Genomic DNA, 18,742 nt, shown 5'->3' on the forward strand with positions numbered 1-18,742 from the left:
ATGATCTGCATCTCATCCAGCATGTGTGGATTGTTCGGGTTGCTGCGTTCGCCCCTCGCCGACCACCCGGAGCGGGCGTCGGACGCGTTCGTCACGCTGGGCACCCTGGCGGAGGAACGCGGGCGCGACTCGGCCGGCGTGGCCCTCCTGACCGGCCGCCCGGCGTCGCGGGCGACCGGCGGGGGCGGGACGCCGCAGGGGCACGCGGACGACCGCAGGTCCGAGCTCGACCACGGCGGAGTACGGGTGATCAAGGGCCGCGGGCGCTTCTCCGGTGTCTGGCGCACGGACCTGCTCCACCTGCTGGACCGGTCGCCGGTCGTGCTCGGGCACACCCGGTGGGCGACCCAGGGCTCCCCGTTCGACCTGCTGAACGCCAGCCCGCTGGTCGTGCCTGACGGCGGCGGCGCCGGCATCGTCGCCACCCACAACGGCGACGTGGACGCGGTGGCGCTGCGCGAGCGGCACCCGTGGCTGCCGCCCGCGCTGGGCACCACCGACAGCGAGCCGGTCTTCCAGCTCCTCGCCCGATGCGATGGCGCGGCGAACGTGACGGACCTGCTCGGCTCGCTCGTCGGCAGGGCCGCCCTCGCCTGGGTCGACCGGGCCCGTCCGGACCGTGTCAACCTCGCCAGGGCCGCGCTCAGCCCGCTGACCGTGGCGGTCGACACCGAGCAGAACTTCTACTGGGCCTCCAACCCGCGCTGGCTGCGCGAGGTCGAGCGGCACACGGCCGTGCGCTTCGCGTCGGCCGTCATGCTCCGCGAGGGCACCTACCTCCAGATCGGGCTGTCCACCGCCTCGTCCCGCCGCCGTCCCCGGCCGCGCGTGCTCACCCGGGCGGGCTTCATGCCCACGGCCCGCGCCTGGGACCTGGACGAACGGGTGTGGACCGGCTTCACCGCCGCCGACCTGGCCCGTGACCGCGCGTCCCTGCGGCACCGCGTGGTCGGCACGCCGGGTGCCGCGGTGTCGGACGGGATCGCCGCCACGGGACCGTCACCCGAGCTCGTTCCCACCGGATGACGGCTTCGCCGACGGTCAGAGACGCTCGACGACGTGGTCGACGCAGGCGGTGAGGGCCTCGACGTCGGCCGGGTCGATGGCCGGGAACATGCCGATGCGCAGCTGGTTGCGGCCCAGCTTGCGGTAGGGCTCGGTGTCGACGATGCCGTTGGCCCGCAGGACCTTGGCGACCGCCGCGGCGTCGACCTCGTCGGCGAAGTCGATCGTGCCGACCACCTGGGAACGCTGCGCCGGGTCGGCCACGAACGGGGTGGTGTAGGAGGTCTTTTCGGCCCAGGTGTAGAGGCGCTGGGACGAGTCGGCGGTGCGGGCGGTGGTCCAGGCCAGGCCGCCCTGCTCGTTCATCCACTCGATCTGCTCGGCGAGCAGCAGCAGCGTGGCCACGGCCGGGGTGTTGTACGTCTGGTCCTTGGCGGAGTTGTCGACCACCGTCGGCAGGCTGAAGAACTCGGGGACGTAGCGGTCGGTGGCCGCGATCTCGTCGATCCGGGCGAGCGCGGCGGGGGACGCGAGCGCCACCCAGAGACCGCCGTCGGCGGCGAAGCACTTCTGCGGCGCGAAGTAGTAGACGTCGGTCTGGCTCACGTCCACGGGCAGGCCGCCGGCGCCGGAGGTCGCGTCGACCAGGACGAGGGAGTCACCGCCGCCGACCCGCTGGATCGGCATGGCCACGCCGGTGGAGGTCTCGTTGTGCGTGAGGGCGTAGACGTCGACGCTGTCCTCGGCGACGGGCAGCGGGTGCGTGCCGGGGTCGCTGGAGATCACCGAAGGGTCGTCCAGCCATGGCGCGCCCTTGGTGACCTTGGCGAACTTGCTGGAGAACTCGCCGAACGTCACGTGCTGGGACTTGGCGCGCACGAGCCCGAACGCCGCGATGTCCCAGAACGCGGTCGTTCCGCCGTTGCTGAGCAGCACCTCGTAGCCGTCCGGCAGCGAGAACAGCTGCGCCAGGCCGCTGCGGACGCGGCCGACCAGGGACTTGACCGGCTTCTGCCGGTGCGAGGTCCCCAGGTAGGCCGAGCCGGACTCGGCGAGGGCCGCGAGCTGCTCGGGCCGGACCTTGGACGGGCCGCAGCCGAAACGGCCGTCGGCGGGCTTGAGGTCTGCGGGAATGACAATGGCTGGATTCGCGCTCTCGGTCACCCGTGCAAGGGTAGTTGAGCAGGCGAATCGATCTTCGGCGGGTCCGCATCCTGAGATGTGGCGTTCCGGCCGCCGCCGGGCGCGGCGGACTCGTAACCGCTGGCCTGAAGGGTGAACAGCCGTGCGTACTCCCCGTCCAGGGCCATGAGCTCGTCGTGCGTGCCGCGTTCGGCGATCCGTCCGCCGCCGAGCACGACGATCAGATCGGCCTCCCGCACCGCGCCGAGCCGGTGGGAGATCAGCACGCTGGTACGGCCCGCGCGGTGGGTACGGAGCCCGAGGTGGATGGCGTGCTCGGCCTCGGCGTCGAGACCCGAGCTCGGCTCGTCCAGGATGAGCAGGTCCTGCCGGTCGCGCATCAGGGCGCGGGCCAGCGCGAGCCGCTGCCACTGCCCGCCCGACAACATCACACCCGCTTCCTCCTCGTCGTTGTCACCGAAGAAGATCCGGCTGAGCAGCGTGTCGTAGCCGCGGGGGAGCGCGGCGAGGACATCGTGGACGCCCGCGCGGCGGGCCGCGTCCTCCACCGCCGCCCGGTCACCGCCGCTCGCCAGGTCGCCGAGCATGATGTTCTCGGCGGCGGTCAGGTCGTAGGACATGTAGTCCTGGAAGACCGCGCCGATCCGGCGGCGAAGCTCGTCCGGGGAGGCCTCCCGCAGGTCGACGCCGTCCCAGTGGATCGAGCCGCGCACCGGGTCGTACAGCCGGCACAGCAGCTTGACCAGCGTGCTCTTGCCCGCGCCGTTGAGGCCGACCAGGGCGACCGACACGCCGTACGGGATGAACAGGTCCACCCCGCGCAGCACCCACGGGTGGCCTTCGTCGTAGCGGAACCACACGTCGCGCAGCTCGATGCCCTTGCGCAGCGCGGGCAGCGGCACCGGATCGGCGGGTACGGGAAGCAGAGGGTCGGCACGCATGACCTTCAGGTAGCGGCCGAACACCAGCAGGGCGTTGTGCGCGTCGGCCCACTGCCCGACGATCGTGTTCAGGGCCGTCTGCACACCCGCCACCGCGGCGATGAAGACCGAGACGTCACCGATGCTGAGCGCGCCGTCGGCCGCCGCGAGGATGGCCCACAGCAGGCCGGCGCCCGCGATCACGGCCCCCAGCAGCGAGAGCAGGCCCTGGCTGTGCAGGGTCCGGCGTTCCACGTCCTCCTCGGCGGCGTTGATGGCCGCCAGTTCCCCGAGCATCCGGCCGCGCAGGTGGTCGCCGAGGCCGAACAGCCGCACCTCCTTGGCCGCCTCCGGGCTGCTGAGCAGTGAGCTGTAGAAGAACTGGCGGCGGGAGTTGGTGCTGATGCCCCACAGCATCTTGGCGCGGCGCCTGCTGAGGAGCAGCTGGGCGCGGGCGGAGGGCATCGCGGCGAACAGGATGAGGGCGACCATGACCGGGCTGATCACGATCAGGGTGCCGACGAAGCCGACGAGGGTGAGCGTGCCCTGGCCGATCGAGAGGGACGAGCGGACGATGCGGTCCGGCGCGTTCTGCCCGGCTTCCTGCGCGAGCCGGAGATCGTCGTGGAAGGCGGGATTCTCGAAGCGGCCGAGCCCCGGGTCGTCGTTCACCCGTCCGTACAGCCGGCCGGAGACGTGGGCGCGCAGCGACCGGTGGAGCCGTCCCCGCAGGTACTCCGAGACATGCGGCAGAACGATGAGGACGAGGCCCGCCGTGGCCAGCGCGCCCGCCGCCGGCACCAGTTCGGAGGCGCCCGAGCCGCGGCCGATGCCGTCCAGCACCACCTTGGTGAGCCAGGCCGTGACCACCGGCGCGATGCCCATCAGCACGGACACGATCACCGAGCAGGCCGTCGTCCTGGGCTGCGCCTGCCAGGCCAGCGTGGCGGCGGTCCAGGCCCGTGCCCGGAGAGAGCCCTCCTCGTGCCGGGTGTCGTCCTTCATGTGCCCCCGCTCGTGCACCGTCGGAACGCCGACGATCGGCGCCCGGCTGCCTGGACGTTAACCGCTTCGTGATTTTCGAAGAATGGGCAGTCTCGCCAGTGCCGGTCGCCGGATTTGATCAGCACTTGGACGTTTGTGCGGGCCGGTCGTGTCAGCGGCGGCGGCGCCGGAGGACCCAGATGAGCAGGGCGACGAGGGCGGCGACGCAGACCGCGGCGATCGCGCCGGGCGGGTAGAGCCAGGGGTCGCCCTTGTCGCGGGCCTGCAGCGCGGTGTCGATCGAGTCGTAGGCGAGGAACGCCAGCAGCGACGCGGCCAACACGGCCGCGATCCGGCCGGAGGCGGCGTTGGTCCGGCGGCGGCGCGCTTCGCGTTCCTCCTCGTACCGCCTGAGCTGCTCCGCAGCGTCGGCGGGGTCGGCGTCGGCCGTGCGAGGCGCCTTCTCGGCGGCGGGCGGCACCGGTGACGGAGGCCGGACACGGGGGCCGATATCGCCCTCCAGCGGCTCGTCGTTGTCGTCGATCACGAATCAATCATGGCAAAAGCCCTTCCCCCGTCCTCCGGTGGCCGATTTCATGGCGAGCGGCGTCCGATGGGCCGGCGGGCGGCGAATCGGGGATCGCGGAGGTGCCGGGTGAACATGGGCGGGGATCTCGTGCGGCTGGAAGGCCTGCTCAGCCTCTTCCAGCGGCTCCGCGAAAGGCCGGTCCGCAGGGCGGGCGACCGGCTGCGCCCGCTGTTGCTCACCGTCGGAACGCCTCACGAGACGCGCCAGGTCACGCAGCTCCTCGTTCACCGACCTCGCCCTGCTGCTGCGGCATATCAAGTGGTGGCGCCGTTCGGGCTCGAAAGGCGGGCGGTGCGCCGCGAGGTCACGGCTTCTCCAGGTGTGCGGCAGCCTGGTCAGCGGCGGCCAGCCGGAGGCCGCCTGCCCTCAGGAGTGAGCACGCACCCGAGTACGTGGCATGCACCCGGGGACGTGGCATGCAAAAGGCCCCCGGCTGACTGCCGGGGGCCTCGAGCGCGTTGTGCGGGGGTGGCGGACGCCCTGGCGGGGGAAACCCGTCAGGCGTCGTTGCGCTTGAGGACCTCCGCTGCGCCGGCGACGTCCTCGATGGAACGGCTGCCGGGACCGACGTACCGGGCGCTCGGCCGGACAAGGCGGCCGGTGCGCTTCTGCTCCAGGATGTGCGCGGCCCACCCGGCGGTACGGCCGCAGGTGAACATGGCGGGCATCATCGCGGTCGGGACCTGGGCGAAGTTCAGGATGACGGCGGCCCAGAACTCGACGTTGGTCTCGATGGCGCGGTCCGGGCGGCGCTCGCGCAGCACTTCGAGTGCGGCGTCCTCCAGGGCCTTGGCGGCCTCGTAGCGCTCGGCGCCGAGCTCCTTGGCGGTACGGCGGAGCACGCGGGCGCGCGGGTCCTCGGCACGGTAGACGCGGTGGCCGAAGCCCATCAGCCGCTCGCCGCCGTCGAGGATGTCGGTGACCACCTTGCGCGCGTCGCCGACCTGCTCGACCTTCTCGATCATCGGCAGCACGCGGGCCGGGGCGCCGCCGTGGAGCGGTCCCGACATGGCGCCGATGGCGCCGGAGATGCTGGCCGCGACGTCGGCGCCCGTGGAGGCGATGACGCGGGCGGTGAACGTGGAGGCGTTGAGACCGTGCTCGGCGGCGGAGACCCAGTACGCGTCGATGGCCTGGACATGCTTGGGGTCAGGCTCACCACGCCAGCGGATCATGAACCGCTCGGTGATCGTCTTGCCCTCGTTGATGCGGCTCTGCGGCACCATCGGCACCGCCACGCCGCGAGCCGACTGGGCGGCGAACGACAGCGCCGTCACCGAGACCTGGGCCAGGTTGGCGCGCGCCTCCTCGTCGCTGATGTCGAGCAGCGGGCGCATGCCGTACGCCGGGGCGAGGATCGGCAGGGCGCTCTGGACGTCGACGCGGACGTCGCCGGAGTTGACCGGCAGGACGTGCGGCTCGGCCGGGGCGAGACCGGGGTCGAAGCTGTCGTCGACCAGCAGGCCCCAGGCGTCGCCGAAGGAGACGCGGCCGACGAGTTCCTCGATGTCGACGCCCCGGTAGCGCAGGGCGCCGCCTTCCTTGTCCGGTTCGGCGATCTCGGTCTCGAAGGCTACGACCCCCTCGAGACCAGGTTTGAAGTCGGACATGTCGTCCTGCCTTTCGTCCCCATAGTGATAAGGCGGTGCCGTGCCATTGAACCCTGTCCGCCCTACTGGTGAGTACCCAGGCCTGTGTGAGATGCGTAATGACCTGGTGGGAGGCTCAGACGCTGTGGATCGCCCAACGCCAGACCCCGCACGGCTCCGCAGATCCTACGAGGGAGCCGAATTGCTGGAGACGCAGGTACCCGGCGAACCGTTCGCGCTCTTCGACGCGTGGTTCGCCGACGTCGCCGCCGCCGGCCTGCCCGAACCGAACGCGATGATCCTGGCCACCGCCTCCGCCGACGGGGTGCCGAGCGCCCGGACGGTCCTGCTCAAGGGGTACGGCCCGGGCGGCTTCCGCTTCTTCACCAACCTGACGTCGGACAAGGCCCGCGACCTCGCCGCCAACCCCCGCGCGGCGCTCGTCTTCCCGTGGCACGCGATGTACCGGCAGGTGCGGGTCATGGGGCGGGTCGAGCCGCTGACGCACGCGGAGAACGAGGCCTACTTCTCCACCCGCCCGTACGGGTCGCAGCTGGGCGCCTGGGCCAGCCGCCAGTCCACGGTGATCGCCGGCCGGGACGAGCTGGAGGCGCGCTACGCCGAGCTCGCCGAGCGCTGGCCGGATCCGGCCGATTCGACCGGCCGAGCCGGGGGCGAGGACGAGGGGCGACCGGGGGTGCCGAGACCCGACTTCTGGGGCGGGTACGCGGTGCTCCCCGAGTCGGTCGAGTTCTGGCAGGGCCGGCCCGACCGCCTGCACGACCGGCTCCGCTACCGGCGCGCGGACACCACCTGGGTGCTGGAACGTCTCGCACCTTGATCAGCAGGTGACCGTTCACCCGGGGTCATCAGTGACCCCGGGTTAGGCGACTGTCGGCGAAGTGCTTAACCTTGCTAAGGAATTGCCCCCGACAGGTAGCGAGCGACGTGCCGAACGCGACCGAGCCCCCCGAAGAGACCGTCGAGCCCCGATCCGGCTGGATGAGGCGGATCGCGATCGACACGCGCCCGCTCGCCCATGGCGCCTACCGGCGGTTGTGGCTGGGCCAGGGCGTGTCGTTCGTGGGCTTCCAGGTCACCGCCGTGGCCGTCCCGGTGCAGGTCTACGACATGACCAAGTCCTCGTTCTGGGTGGGCGTCCTGGGCGTGGCCAACCTCGTGCCACTGATCGTCTTCGGGCTGTGGGGCGGCGCCGTGGCCGACCACATGGACCGGCGCCGGCTGCTCTTCCTGTCCTCGTGCGTAACGTGGGTCTCCACGCTCCTACTGCTCGCGCAGGCGCTGCTCGGGCTGCACAACCTCTGGCTGATCATGTTGATCGTCGCCGTGCAGGCCACCGGCTTCGCGGTCTCCTCGCCCACCCGCAGCGCGATCATTCCCCGGCTGCTGGACAAGGAGCTCGTCCCGGCGGCCAACACGCTCAACTTCACGGTCAGCCAGATCGGCATGCTCGCCGGGCCGCTCTTCGCCGGGGTGATCCTGGCGACCTTCGACTACTCGGCGGCCTACGCGCTGGACGCGGTGCTCTTCACCGTCGGGCTGTACGCGGCGCTGCGGCTTCCGCCCGTGCCTCCCCTCGGCGACGTCACCGGAACGCCCGGCCTGCGTTCGGTGTTCGAGGGCTTCCGCTACCTGGCGACTCAGCCGGTGCTGCTCATGTCGTTCGTCGTCGACATCATCGCGATGGGCGTGGCCATGCCGCGCGCGCTCTTCCCCGAACTGGCCGACACCCGCTACGGCGGTGGCGAGGCGGTGGGCTGGCTGTTCGCCGCGATCGCGATCGGCGCCGTCCTCGGCGGGCTCTCCTCGGGCTGGATCGGCCGGGTCCGCCGCCAGGGCATCGCCCTCGTCGCGTCGATCGTGGTCTGGGGGCTGGCGGTCGCCGCCGCCGGGCTGGCCCACAGCCTCTGGCTGGCGGTCCTGCTGCTCGCCGTGGGCGGCGCGGCGGACCTCGTCTCGGCCGTCTTCCGCCAGACCATGCTCCTGACGTATGCCCCTGACGAGATGCGCGGCCGCCTCCAGGGCGTCTTCACCGTCGTCGTCGCGGGCGGGCCCCGCCTAGGCGACCTCCGCGCGGGAGCCACCGCCGCCATGGCCGGGGCAACGGTTTCCTGGGTGGGCGGTGGTCTGGCCTGTGCCGTCCTCGTGGTTGTCGCCGCCCTCGCCGTACCGGCCCTGCTCCGCTACGACACCCGTACTGCGACACCCGCCCACACATCAGCACCGGCCGCCAAATAGGCACCTGCCACCTACCCGCGCCTTCCTAGGCCAGCCTTGGGTGCTCTAGGTGAGCGCGCCGGCGACCTTCCGCAGGTCGTCGACCAGGCCGGCGTACATCTCGTCGCGATTGTCCGAGCGGAGCACGGCGGAGGGGTGGATGGTCGCGAGCAGCCAGGCGGCCGAGTCCTTCTTCTCCTCGGCGTCGACCTTGGCGGCAGGGGTGCCGAGCAGTTCCAGGTCGGGCATCGGGAGGAGCTCGCCGCGCTGCTTGGTCACGCGGAACGTGGAGCCCAGCAGCGCCTTGCCCGCCGTGGCCCCCAGCGTGACGACGACGTCCGGGTCGAGGCTCTGGAGCTCGGAGATGAGCCAGGGGCGGCAGGCGCGCATCTCGCCGGTGTTGGGGTTCTCGTGGATCCGGCGCTTGCCCTGGTACTTGAACTTGAAGTGCTTGACCGCGTTGGTCACGTAGACGTCGCCGCGTTCGATGCCCGCCTCGTCCAGGGCGCGGTCAAGCAGCCGGCCGGCCGGGCCGACGAACGGCGCCCCCTGGCGATCCTCCTGGTCACCCGGCTGCTCGCCGACCAGGACGACGTGCGCGTCCGCCGAGCCCTCGCCGAAGACCGTCTGCGTCGCGTTCTCGTAGAGCGGACAACCCCGGCAGCCCGCCGCGGCCCGCCGCAGGGCTTCAAGATCGGTCCGGAGCTGGGGATCTTCCGGCAGGAAGGGCCCCGCGTCATGGGAAGAATTCGCAGTCATGGTGCGTTCCTCCATACCCGCCACGAGAGGGATATGTGCAGGCACCGCCTTTGGGTGGTGCCGAGCAAGTAGACTCGGGTCGCACAAGACTGGAGGGAGCTCGTGACCTCACACGGCCTGATCGATACCACGGAGATGTACCTCCGTACGGTGTTCGAGCTCGAAGAGGAGGGGATCGTCCCTCTCCGCGCGCGCATCGCCGAGCGGCTCTCGCAGAGCGGCCCGACGGTGAGCCAGACGGTGGCACGCATGGAGCGCGACGGGCTGCTGCGGGTCGAGGGGGATCGGCACCTCGAACTGACCGACACTGGCCGCCATCTGGCGGTGTCCGTCATGCGCAAGCACCGCCTCGCCGAATGCCTGCTGGTCAATGTGATCGGCCTGCCCTGGGAGGACGTCCACATCGAGGCGTGCCGCTGGGAGCACGTGATGTCGGAGGAGGTCGAGCGGCGCCTGGTGGCCCTGCTGGACAACCCGACCGCCTGCCCGCACGGCAACCCGATCCCCGGCCTCGACGAGCTGGGCGGCCAGAACGACGACTCCGACGTCGCGCCGGTCTCGGTGATGTCCGACGTCGCGACGACCGCCGGCGCCCACGCGATCGTTCGCAGGATCAGCGAGCAGGTGCAAAGCGACAGTGATCTGATGCTTAAACTCAAGCAAATCGGGATACAACCGGGACGCGAGGTAACTCTCCGGACGACGGACGACGGTGTGCGGGTGATTTGTGACGACGAAGCCGACAGCCCTGCGAGCGAGCTGCCGCGCGACATCGCAGAGCACGTCTTCGTCAGCCGGCGCTGACGAGGGTCCGTTGGTCTTTTCCGAAGATCTCCGTTCCGTCCCGGCGTTCTCGCGTATCCCTGAGGCGAGTTCGTCGTTCAATACTGGGGACGTATCTGGATTCGGACGGGCGGGGTCATGAAGAGCTGGGGGGAATCGCCGTTCGCGGCGCACCTGCCGCCCGAGACCGTCCTGAGCCAGATGGAGATGGCGGTCATCGTCTGCGACCGCTTCAGCAACGTCATCTACGGCAACTCGTTCGCCCGTCAGCTCTTCGGCTTCGGCGGAGACGAGGTGATCGGTCACTCGGTGCTGTCGCTGGGCATCGCCGAGGAAGATCATGAGCAGGCCACGGAGCTGGCCAGGCATGTGCTCAAGGGCGGCGTGTGGGAGGGCACCTTCTGCAACCTGCGCGCCGACGGGACCTCGGTCTACACGCGGGCGCACGCGGTGCCCCTGCGGCATCCGTCCGGGGCCGTCGACGGCATCGTGATCTTCGCACGCGAGGCGCTCCGCAGCAACCAGCGCGAGCAGGACCGCTACGGCCTGCTGGAGCGCATCGGCGAGCGGCTGGCCGGCTCCCTGGAGCTGCAGACGACGCTGCGGCGGGTGGCCGACATCCTGGTGCCGCAGTTCGCCGACCACTGCTTCATCGATCTGTTCGACACCGGCGAACGCCACAACCAGGCGTACGGCCGGCTCATCCGGCGCGCGGCCCGGCACGCCGGCGGCTGGGAGCCCCCGCCCGGCACGTGGGCCGACATCGGCGAAACGATCTCCTACCCGCCCGGCCATTTCAGCGCCAAGGCGATGAGCCGCCGCGACGCGGTGCTGGTCGAGGACATGGTCCAGCACCGTTTCTCCGCGCCGAGCGACTCCAGCAAGCGGCTCGGCGACGAGATGGGCATCACCTCGGTGATCTCGGCGCCGCTGATCGTCCGGGGCGAGCTCCTGGGCGTCATGAGCGTGGCGCTGTCCAACCTGACCAAGCGCCCCGACCCGCACTACGACGGCTTCGACCGCGACCTGATGGGCGCGATCGCCGGACGGGTCGCGATCGCCGTCGACAACGCGATGCTCTTCGAGGAGGAACGCGAGACCGCGCTCGCGTTCCAGAAGAACCTGCTCCCCAGCGAGCGGCCGCCGCGCCTCGACGGCCTCCAGGTGGCTTGGCGCTACGAGCCCGCACGGCCCATCGAGTCGCACGGGCACGGCGTGCAGACCCAGGTCGGCGGCGACTGGTACGACGTCATCCCGCTGTCGGCCGGCCGCGTCGGGCTCGTCATAGGCGACGTCGAGGGCCGCGGGGCTCGGGCCGCCGCGGTGATGGGCCAGCTGCGCGCCGCGATGCGCGCGTTCGCCCAGGACGACAAGTCACCCGCCGAGATCCTGCGCAAGCTGGACGAATGGGTGCGCACGATGACCCGGCCGGAGCGGCAGCGTTCGGGGTGGGCTCCCTACAACGACGAGGTGCGGCCTCCGCTGGTCTCGTGCACCTACTTCGTCTACGACGCGTGGTCGCGGGTGCTGGAGTTCGCCAACGCCGGGCACGACCCGCCGCTGCTGATCGCCGACGGCGAGGTCACGGAGCTGAAGTTCGAGAGCGAGGGCGCCATGCTCGGCGTCCGCGGCCCGGGCCTGGGCGGCGAGATCCTCTTCAACGAGGAGTCCACCGAGCTCAAGCCCGGAGCCACGCTGGTGCTCTACACCGACGGCCTGATCGACCGCCGGCCCAAGGAGAACGGCGAGTACCACACCCGCGAGGAGGCCCGCGAGATGGTCCGCGCGGCCATCGCCGAGGTGGCCCGCCGGGACGTGGAGACGATCGCGGGCGCCGCCTACGACGCGGTGCAGGGCGACATCGACGACGACGTGGCCATCGTCGTGATCCGCACCGGCGGGGACGAGCTCGCCGTGGAGGAACGGGTGTTCCCCGCCGAGCCCATCATGGTGTCGGAGGCGCGCCGGATGGCCGCCGACGCGTTCGCCGCCTGGGGCATGCTCGACGAGCAGGCCGAGCTTGCGTGCCTGCTGGTCTCCGAAGTGGTCACCAACGTCGTGCTCCACGCCACGACGACGCCGACCCCCCGCCGTGAGCTGGTGCCCTCCGGCATGCCGCAGGTGCAGTTCAACTCGGCGGGCGACCTCGACGCGGTCTTCGACGAGGACGACTGGAACCTGGGCGCCGACCTCGGCCGCCGCGAGCCACCGACCAAGGACTTCCGGCTACGCCTGCGCCGCGGCGCGGAGGCGATCTGGGTCGAGGTCTTCGACTCCGACCTGAGACTCCCGCGCATCCGCAGCGCGGGCGAGACCGACGAGGGCGGCCGCGGCCTCTACCTGGTCGACCAGCTGGCGACCCGCTGGGGCGCCCGCCCCACCGCCGACGGCAAAGCAGTCTGGTTCGAGCTCCCTTTGCGTTGAGCGGCAGCTCCGCACGCCGCAGCGCCCGGTACCCGATGATCCCGGCGCACAGCAACAGCGCGACTTGCACATCGTCAAGCTCAGGCGGCAGCGAGTAGGCCTACGCGTCCACGGCGATGGCGTATTCCGCGTATCCGCCACGCGCGCCCCACCCCGACCCAGGTTCGGGAACCTCCCGTTCCAGGAGTCTCATCGGCCCAGCTGAGATCGGCCGTGGCATCTCCACCGCCCAAGCCTTCATCACATCACCAAGCTACGCCGGAACCCCGCAACAACCCCAGCAGGCGCGAGCGCGCTACCTGAGCTCTGAGCGAGCGCCAGCGAAGGTCAGAGCGAAGATCGCGAAGCGATGTCGCGCTCGCACGAGACGCGGGCCGCTGGGCGAGCCGCCAGGCGAACCCGGCGGAGCCGGGGCTCAATTCAACACGCGGCCGTACGGGCTGGACGAGGCGGACCGGGCTCTGGCCGATCTTGCCGCCGACCGCTTCACCGGAGCCGCGGTGCTCGTGCCCTGAGGTCAGATCGGCTCGGCGGCGACGTGGGCCCAGTTCTGGGTGAACCAGAGTTCGCCGCCGATGACGCGGGGCTTGGCGCCGGTCCGGGGGCCGCCGTCGATCTCCTCTTCGAGGGCCTCGCGGATCTCCGCGGCGGCGGCCAGGGAGTGGGCTCCGGCGAGCCACGGCTCCACCGGCCGTTCGACCGTGAAGACGTCCAGCCGCCGGACGTTCGCCCCGGCGCTGGTGATCAGGTCGGTCAGACCGGCGATCGAGAAGGTGCCCGGGTGGTCGGGGTCGCGGACCCGTTCGATCCAGTCCCGGTCGGCCCCGGCCAGATTGGTGCGCACCACATCGGCGATGATCAGCCGTCCGCCGGGGCGGGTCACCCGCAGCAGCTCCCGCAACACCCGCGCGGGGTCGCCCAGGTTGTAGAGGGAGAAACGCGTGGTGACCAGGCTGAACGCGTTGTCCTGGTAGGGGAGCGCGGTCGCCTCCGCCCGTACGGTCAGCTCGTCGGCCGACGTGACCGGGAAGCCGTCGGGGTCGGTCAGGTCGTTCTGCCGCGGTGCGGCGTGCTGGGACCGGCGTGGTCCGGCCGGGTCGGCGTCTGCGATGCGGACGGGGCCGGTGCCGAACTCGACTGTGGGCACGCGCCCCTTGCCGTCAGGGCGGCCGTCCCAAGCCGAGGGGGGCGGCGCCGCGTCCACGGCGGTGACGTGGCGGACCTGGGGGGAGAGGGCGGCGGGCATCGGCCCGCGGCCACGGGCGACGTCGAGGCAGACGTCGTCGCCGGTCGGCTCGGCGAAGTCCAGCAGGCGTCGTACGTGCGGGGTCACCGTGCCGCCGGACTCATGGATCTCGGTCGCGGGGTGCGGCACGGCGGATCTCCCTCGGCTCAGGTCGGCTTCGCGCTGCGGGATGCCGCTCGGTCTGGCCGTGCGCGTGCCACCGGCACGACTGCGAGCGGGGTCTGGAAACCGGATTCGTCAGTTATGACTCCTCGCAAGGGGAGAAAGTTCGCCCCTCCGGGAGAGAAAATGCCACCTGGACTCACCCTTCGAGCCGCTGTCCGAACAGCGCCAGCGTGACCAGTACGAACACGACGAACACCGCTATGTAGGTCGGCACCGGCAGCCGCATCCGCAGGGCGGCCCAGCGCACCGCGAATCCGCACAGCAGCGCCGTCACGACGAGCGCGATGATCCCTTCCATGGTCACCTTCGTTCCGGGGGGAGGTGCCTTCCCCCCACGATAGACGGGTTGATCGGGCGGGTCCCGGCGCGTTGTGATCTTCCGTCCCGGCTGGGTAGATCTCCTCCGTATGTCCACGTCACGGGGGGCGCGGGATGACCGCTGAGACAACGACCCAGGGAGAGACCAGGTCCATGCCGCGGGGCAGGGACCTGTATGTGATCCTCGGCGCGCTCATGCTCGCCATGCTGCTCGCGGCGCTGGACCAGACGATCGTCTCCACGGCGCTGCCGACGATCGTCAGCGATCTGGGCGGCCTCAACCACCTCTCGTGGGTCGTGACGGCGTACCTGCTCTCGTCGACGGCCTCGACGCCGCTGTGGGGCAAGCTGGGCGACCAGTACGGCCGCAAGCGGCTGTTCCAGACCTCGATCGTCATCTTCCTCGTCGGGTCCGCGCTGTGCGGTGTCGCCCAGGACATGACCCAGCTGATCGCGTTCCGCGGCGTGCAGGGCCTCGGCGGCGGCGGGCTCATGGTGCTCGTCGTGGCGATCGTCGGGGACGTGGTGCCGGTCCGGGAGCGTGGCCGCTATCAGGGCCTCTTCGGCGCGGTCTTCGGCGTCTCCAGCGTGTGCGGGCCGCTGCTGGGCGGCTGGTTCGTCGACAACCTGTCGTGGCGCTGGGTCTTCTACATCAACATCCCGATCGGCATCCTCACGCTGATCGTCATCGCCGCCGTCCTGCACACCACGTCCGTCCGCGAGCAGCACCGGATCGACTACCCGGGCATCCTGCTGATCGTGGGCTGGTCGGTCGGGCTGGTGCTGATGACCACCTGGGGCGGCACGCAGTACGCGTGGGCGTCACCGCAGATCATCGCGCTCGGTGTCGGCTCGGTGATCCTCATCGTGTTGTGGATCTTCGTCGAGCTGCGCGCCGCCGAGCCGGTCATGCCGCCGCGGCTCTTCCGGTCGGCGGTCTTCTCGCAGAGTTCGGCGATCAGCTTCGTGATCGGCTTCGCGATGTTCGGCGCCATGACGTTCATCCCGATCTTTTTGCAGGTCGTGCACGGCGTCTCGCCGACGATGTCCGGCGTGCACCTGCTGCCGATGATGGTCGGCATGCTGGTCGCCTCGATCGGGTCCGGCCAGCTCATCAGCAACACCGGCCGCTACAAGATCTATCCGGTCGTCGGCACGCCGATCGTCGCGGTGGCCATGTGGTGGTGCTCGCGCATGGACGAGACGACCTCCACGCTCTCGATGAGCCTGCGCTTCGCCCTGCTCGGCTTCGGGCTCGGGCTGGTCATGCAGGTGCTCGTCATCGCCGTGCAGAACGCCGTCCCGTACCAGGATCTCGGCTCGGCCACCTCGGGCGTCACGTTCTTCCGCCAGATCGGTGGTTCGTTCGGCGTGGCGGTGTTCGGCTCGGTGTTCGCCAACCAGCTCTCCTCCAAGATGGAGAGCGTGGCCCGCAGCGGCAAGCTGCCGCCGGGCTTCGACCCCACGGCCGCCGAGGGCGATCCCAAGCTTCTCGACCGGCTGCCGCCACAGGTCAGGGGCGACGTGCTGCACGTTTACGCGGAGTCCATCCAGACGGTCTTCCTCTGGGCGGTCCCGATCGCCGTCGTCGCCGTCGTGCTGACCTGGTTTCTGCGCGAGGTGCCGCTTCGCGCGACCGCGGGCGCCCAGGACTACGGCGAGGGCCTCGGCGGCGCTCACACGGTCCGGTCGTCCAGGCACGAGATCGAACGCGCGCTCAGCTCGCTCATGCGCAAGGACGCCAAGGCCATGGAGCTGTACGAACGGCTCGGCGCCCTCGCCGGGGTCAACCTGCCCGCCGGGAGCATGTGGGCGCTCTGCCGGATCGCCAAGGACGGCACGGTCTCCGGCGCCGAACTCGCCGAACGCGCGGAGGTGCTCGTCGAGCAGGGCCGCCCGTACGTGGACCGCCTGGTCAACGCGGGTTTCGTCGTTCGCAGCGGCGGTGACCTCAGCATCACCGAAGCGGGACAGGCCGCCGCCATCCGGCTGTTCGAGGCCCGGCGCGAGGGGCTGGCCGAGCACCTGGCGGGCTGGTCGCCCGAAGAGCACCGGGAACTCGCCGAGATCCTCACCCGCCTTTCGCGTGAAAGCCTGGGCGACGACGCGGACGGAAAGGCCGTCTACGCCGGGGCGGTGCCTGGCGAGGGCCACGCGGGAGGCGGGCGGCACGCCGCTCCCGACTGAGGGTGGGGCTTCCGAGACCCAGGTCACATGGCGTTGCGTCCGAGGGGATGTAATCTCATACTGACAGACCGAATCTCACTCGGTTTCGGGACGGAACCCCAACCCCACATTGGAGGCGTAGTGGCCGAGGCGTACATCGTCGGCGCGGTCCGTACCCCCGTCGGCACCAAGAAGGGTGCCCTGAAGGACGTTCACCCCGCCGACCTCGGTGCCCACGTGCTCAAGGAGCTCGTGAACCGCACCGGCGTCGACCCGTCCGCCGTCGAAGACGTGATCACGGGCTGTGTCATGCAGGTCGGGCCGCAGTCGCTCGACATCGCGCGTACCGCCTGGTTGTCGGCCGGCCTGCCGGAGAACGTGCCCGGCGTGACCATCGACCGGCAGTGCGGCTCCTCGCAGCAGGCCATCCACTTCGCCGCGCAGGGCGTGATGTCGGGCACCCAGGACCTCGTGGTCGCCTCCGGCATCGAGCAGATGGCCGTCGTGCCGATGGGTTCCTCGGTCACGATGGCGCTTGAGAAGGGCATGCCGTTCCCCTACGGCGACGGCTGGGCCGAGCGCTACGGCAGCCAGGAGATCTCGCAGTTCCGCGGCGCGCAGCTGATGGCCGAGAAGTGGGGCTTCTCCCGCGAGGACCTGGAGAAGTTCGCGCTGGAGAGCCACCAGCGCGCGGCCAAGGCCATCGAGGCCGGCTACTTCGACCGGGAGATCGCGCCGATCGCCGGGCTGTCCAAGGACGAGGGCGCCCGCCCCGACACCACGCTGGAGAAGATGGCGGGCCTCGACCCGCTCCGCGAGGGCTGGGCCATCACGGCCGCGGTCGCCTCGCAGATCTCGGTCGGCGCCTCCGCGCTGCTCATCGCCTCCGAGGAGGCCGTCAAGCAGCACAACCTGACGCCGCGGGCGCGGATCCACACCCTCGCGGTGTGCGGCTCGGACCCGGTCTACATGCTGACCGGCCCCATCCCCGCGACCGAGAAGGCCCTCCAGCGCAGCGGCCTGAAGATCGACGACATCGACGTCTTCGAGGTGAACGAGGCGTTCGCCCCCGTGCCGATGGCGTGGGCGGCCGACACCGGCGCCTCGCTGGAGAAGACCAACCCCAACGGCGGCGCGATCGCCCTCGGTCACCCGCTGGGCGCGACCGGCGGCATCCTGATGACCAAGCTGCTGCACGAGCTGGAGCGCACGGGCGGCCGCTACGGTCTGCAGACGATGTGCGAAGGTGGCGGCCAGGCCAACGCCACCATCATCGAACGGCTCTAGCGGCCTCGGCCCCTCGCCTGGCGGCTCGGCGCCGAACCGCTAGAGCTGCGAGCGCGACATCGCTTCGCGATCTGTCCGGTGGAACTGCGCCTTCGGCTTGTTCCACCGGACAGCGCCGCGCGCTCGCGGTGGCTGGGGTTGTCGCGTGGCTGGGAAGCCGGTTGAGGTCGGCGGGTCCGTGGAGGGATGAATGTACGAGGCGATCCTGTACGAGGTGGCCGACCGGGTCGCCACGATCACGCTCAACCGGCCCGAGGCGCGCAACGCCCTCAGCGACCAGATGATCGAGGAACTGCTCGACGCGTTCGGCCGGGCCGGTGTCGATGACGGTGTCCGGGTGATCGTGCTGACCGGGGCGGGGGACCGTGCGTTCTGCGCGGGCGCTGACCTCGGTGGGCTGGGGGCCCAGCAGGACGCGGGTCGTCCGGTCGCGGACGATATCCGGGCGAGCGGCCCGTACCGCCTGTTCACGGCGTTTCCCCGGCTGGGCAAGCCGATCATCGCCCGACTCGCCGGGCACGCGGTCGCGGGCGGGCTCGGCCTCGCCGCCGCCTGCGACCTGGTCATCGCCGCCGACGACGTCAAGCTCGGTACGCCCGAGGTCAATGTGGGCCTTTGGCCGATGATGATCATGGCCATCATCAACCGGAACGTGCCGCCCAAGCAGGCGTTCCGGCTCTACTACACCGGGCAGCGCGTCACCGCCGCGGAGGGCCGTGAGATCGGGCTGGTCACCGAGGTCGTGCCGCGCGCCGACCTGGACGGCCGGGTGGCCGAGCTGGCCCGCACGATCGCTGCCAAGAGCCCCGTCGGGCTGCGCATGGGGCGCGAGGCGTTCTTCGCCGTCGAGGGCCGTCCGCTGGAGGACCAGATCGCGCATCTGCTCGGCGAACTGGTCGTGCTGGCCGGTACCGAGGACGCCAAGGAGGGCGTCACGGCCTTCCTGGAAGGCCGCGAGCCGGACTTCCAGGGCCGCTGACCCAGGGCGTGTCTCGAAGCCAGCTGCCCTACTACGCGACGCCCAGGCACGCACCTCGCGGAGTTGTCGTCAGTCGACGGCCAAACCCGGGCCGACTCCCTCCTCCGCCCCCGCGATGCACGCACCTGGACGCCGCTCGCTACGGGC

The 18,742-nt window shown here is 70.9% G+C and carries 15 protein-coding genes; 8 read left to right on the top strand and 7 right to left on the bottom strand.

The annotated features are described in order from the left end of the window. Window positions 1-30: 30 nt before the first annotated feature. Window positions 31-1,026, top strand: a complete 996-nt coding sequence (locus ABD333_RS45825; protein WP_344549210.1) for a class II glutamine amidotransferase — start codon at window positions 31-33, stop codon at window positions 1,024-1,026. A gap of 15 nt (window positions 1,027-1,041) precedes the next feature. Here the strand turns inward: ABD333_RS45825 and serC are convergent, their stop codons facing one another. The 4 genes from serC to ABD333_RS45845 form a co-directional block, all read right to left on the bottom strand. Beyond that, window positions 1,042-2,169 carry a phosphoserine transaminase gene (serC, locus tag ABD333_RS45830; protein WP_344549211.1) on the bottom strand — a complete coding sequence of 376 codons (1,128 nt, stop codon included), beginning with the start codon at window positions 2,167-2,169 and terminating at the stop codon, window positions 1,042-1,044. Beyond that, a complete protein-coding gene (locus ABD333_RS45835; protein WP_344549212.1) occupies window positions 2,166-4,073 on the bottom strand; it encodes an ABC transporter ATP-binding protein in 1,908 nt (635 codons plus the stop codon). The genes serC and ABD333_RS45835 overlap by 4 nt, the downstream gene beginning before the upstream one ends. A 151-nt stretch (window positions 4,074-4,224) precedes the next feature. Next, on the bottom strand, window positions 4,225-4,599 hold the full coding sequence (locus ABD333_RS45840; protein ID WP_344549213.1) for a hypothetical protein: 375 nt from the start codon (window positions 4,597-4,599) through the stop codon (window positions 4,225-4,227). Window positions 4,600-5,138: 539 nt separating this feature from the next. Continuing rightward, entirely contained in the window at window positions 5,139-6,251 is a 1,113-nt protein-coding gene (locus ABD333_RS45845; RefSeq protein WP_344549214.1) for a citrate synthase 2, read from the bottom strand. Window positions 6,252-6,342: 91 nt separating this feature from the next. Here ABD333_RS45845 and pdxH point away from each other — a divergent pair, with 91 nt between their 5' ends. Continuing rightward, window positions 6,343-7,071: a pyridoxamine 5'-phosphate oxidase gene (gene pdxH / locus ABD333_RS45850; RefSeq protein WP_344549215.1), complete on the top strand. Its 729-nt coding sequence runs from the start codon at window positions 6,343-6,345 to the stop codon at window positions 7,069-7,071. A gap of 107 nt (window positions 7,072-7,178) precedes the next feature. Beyond that, on the top strand, window positions 7,179-8,489 hold the full coding sequence (locus tag ABD333_RS45855; protein WP_344549216.1) for an MFS transporter: 1,311 nt from the start codon (window positions 7,179-7,181) through the stop codon (window positions 8,487-8,489). 45 nt (window positions 8,490-8,534) lie between these two features. Here the strand turns inward: ABD333_RS45855 and ABD333_RS45860 are convergent, their stop codons facing one another. Continuing rightward, the gene (locus ABD333_RS45860; protein ID WP_344549217.1) at window positions 8,535-9,227 is read right to left on the bottom strand and encodes a UdgX family uracil-DNA binding protein; all 693 of its coding nucleotides are present in this window, start codon (window positions 9,225-9,227) and stop codon (window positions 8,535-8,537) included. Window positions 9,228-9,329: 102 nt separating this feature from the next. On the opposite strand from ABD333_RS45860, the gene ABD333_RS45865 reads away from it, so the two are divergent. Both ABD333_RS45865 and ABD333_RS45870 read left to right on the top strand, forming a co-directional pair. Beyond that, complete coding sequence (locus ABD333_RS45865) at window positions 9,330-10,031, top strand: iron-dependent transcriptional repressor DtxR (protein ID WP_344549218.1); 702 nt, start codon at window positions 9,330-9,332, stop codon at window positions 10,029-10,031. A gap of 117 nt (window positions 10,032-10,148) precedes the next feature. Then, window positions 10,149-12,434 (top strand): ATP-binding SpoIIE family protein phosphatase, encoded by a 2,286-nt coding sequence (locus ABD333_RS45870; RefSeq protein ID WP_344549219.1) that lies wholly within the window; start codon window positions 10,149-10,151, stop codon window positions 12,432-12,434. 517 nt (window positions 12,435-12,951) lie between these two features. Here the strand turns inward: ABD333_RS45870 and ABD333_RS45875 are convergent. Together ABD333_RS45875 and ABD333_RS45880 are read right to left on the bottom strand one after the other, a co-directional pair. Next, window positions 12,952-13,809: a class I SAM-dependent methyltransferase gene (locus ABD333_RS45875; protein ID WP_344549220.1), complete on the bottom strand. Its 858-nt coding sequence runs from the start codon at window positions 13,807-13,809 to the stop codon at window positions 12,952-12,954. Between the two features lie 172 nt (window positions 13,810-13,981). After that, window positions 13,982-14,143: a hypothetical protein gene (locus tag ABD333_RS45880; RefSeq protein ID WP_344549221.1), complete on the bottom strand. Its 162-nt coding sequence runs from the start codon at window positions 14,141-14,143 to the stop codon at window positions 13,982-13,984. 134 nt (window positions 14,144-14,277) lie between these two features. Here ABD333_RS45880 and ABD333_RS45885 point away from each other — a divergent pair, with 134 nt between their 5' ends. The 3 genes from ABD333_RS45885 to ABD333_RS45895 all read left to right on the top strand — a co-directional run bounded on the left by ABD333_RS45885 (window position 14,278) and on the right by ABD333_RS45895 (window position 18,595). Then, window positions 14,278-16,350 (top strand): MFS transporter, encoded by a 2,073-nt coding sequence (locus tag ABD333_RS45885; protein ID WP_344549222.1) that lies wholly within the window; start codon window positions 14,278-14,280, stop codon window positions 16,348-16,350. 120 nt (window positions 16,351-16,470) lie between these two features. Continuing rightward, window positions 16,471-17,616: an acetyl-CoA C-acetyltransferase gene (locus ABD333_RS45890; RefSeq protein WP_344549223.1), complete on the top strand. Its 1,146-nt coding sequence runs from the start codon at window positions 16,471-16,473 to the stop codon at window positions 17,614-17,616. A 190-nt stretch (window positions 17,617-17,806) separates the two neighbouring features. Next, window positions 17,807-18,595 carry an enoyl-CoA hydratase/isomerase family protein gene (locus ABD333_RS45895; RefSeq protein ID WP_344549224.1) on the top strand — a complete coding sequence of 263 codons (789 nt, stop codon included), beginning with the start codon at window positions 17,807-17,809 and terminating at the stop codon, window positions 18,593-18,595. Window positions 18,596-18,742 lie beyond the last annotated feature (147 nt).

Source organism: Actinomadura fulvescens, assembly GCF_039533225.1.
Taxonomy (GTDB): domain Bacteria; phylum Actinomycetota; class Actinomycetes; order Streptosporangiales; family Streptosporangiaceae; genus Spirillospora; species Spirillospora fulvescens.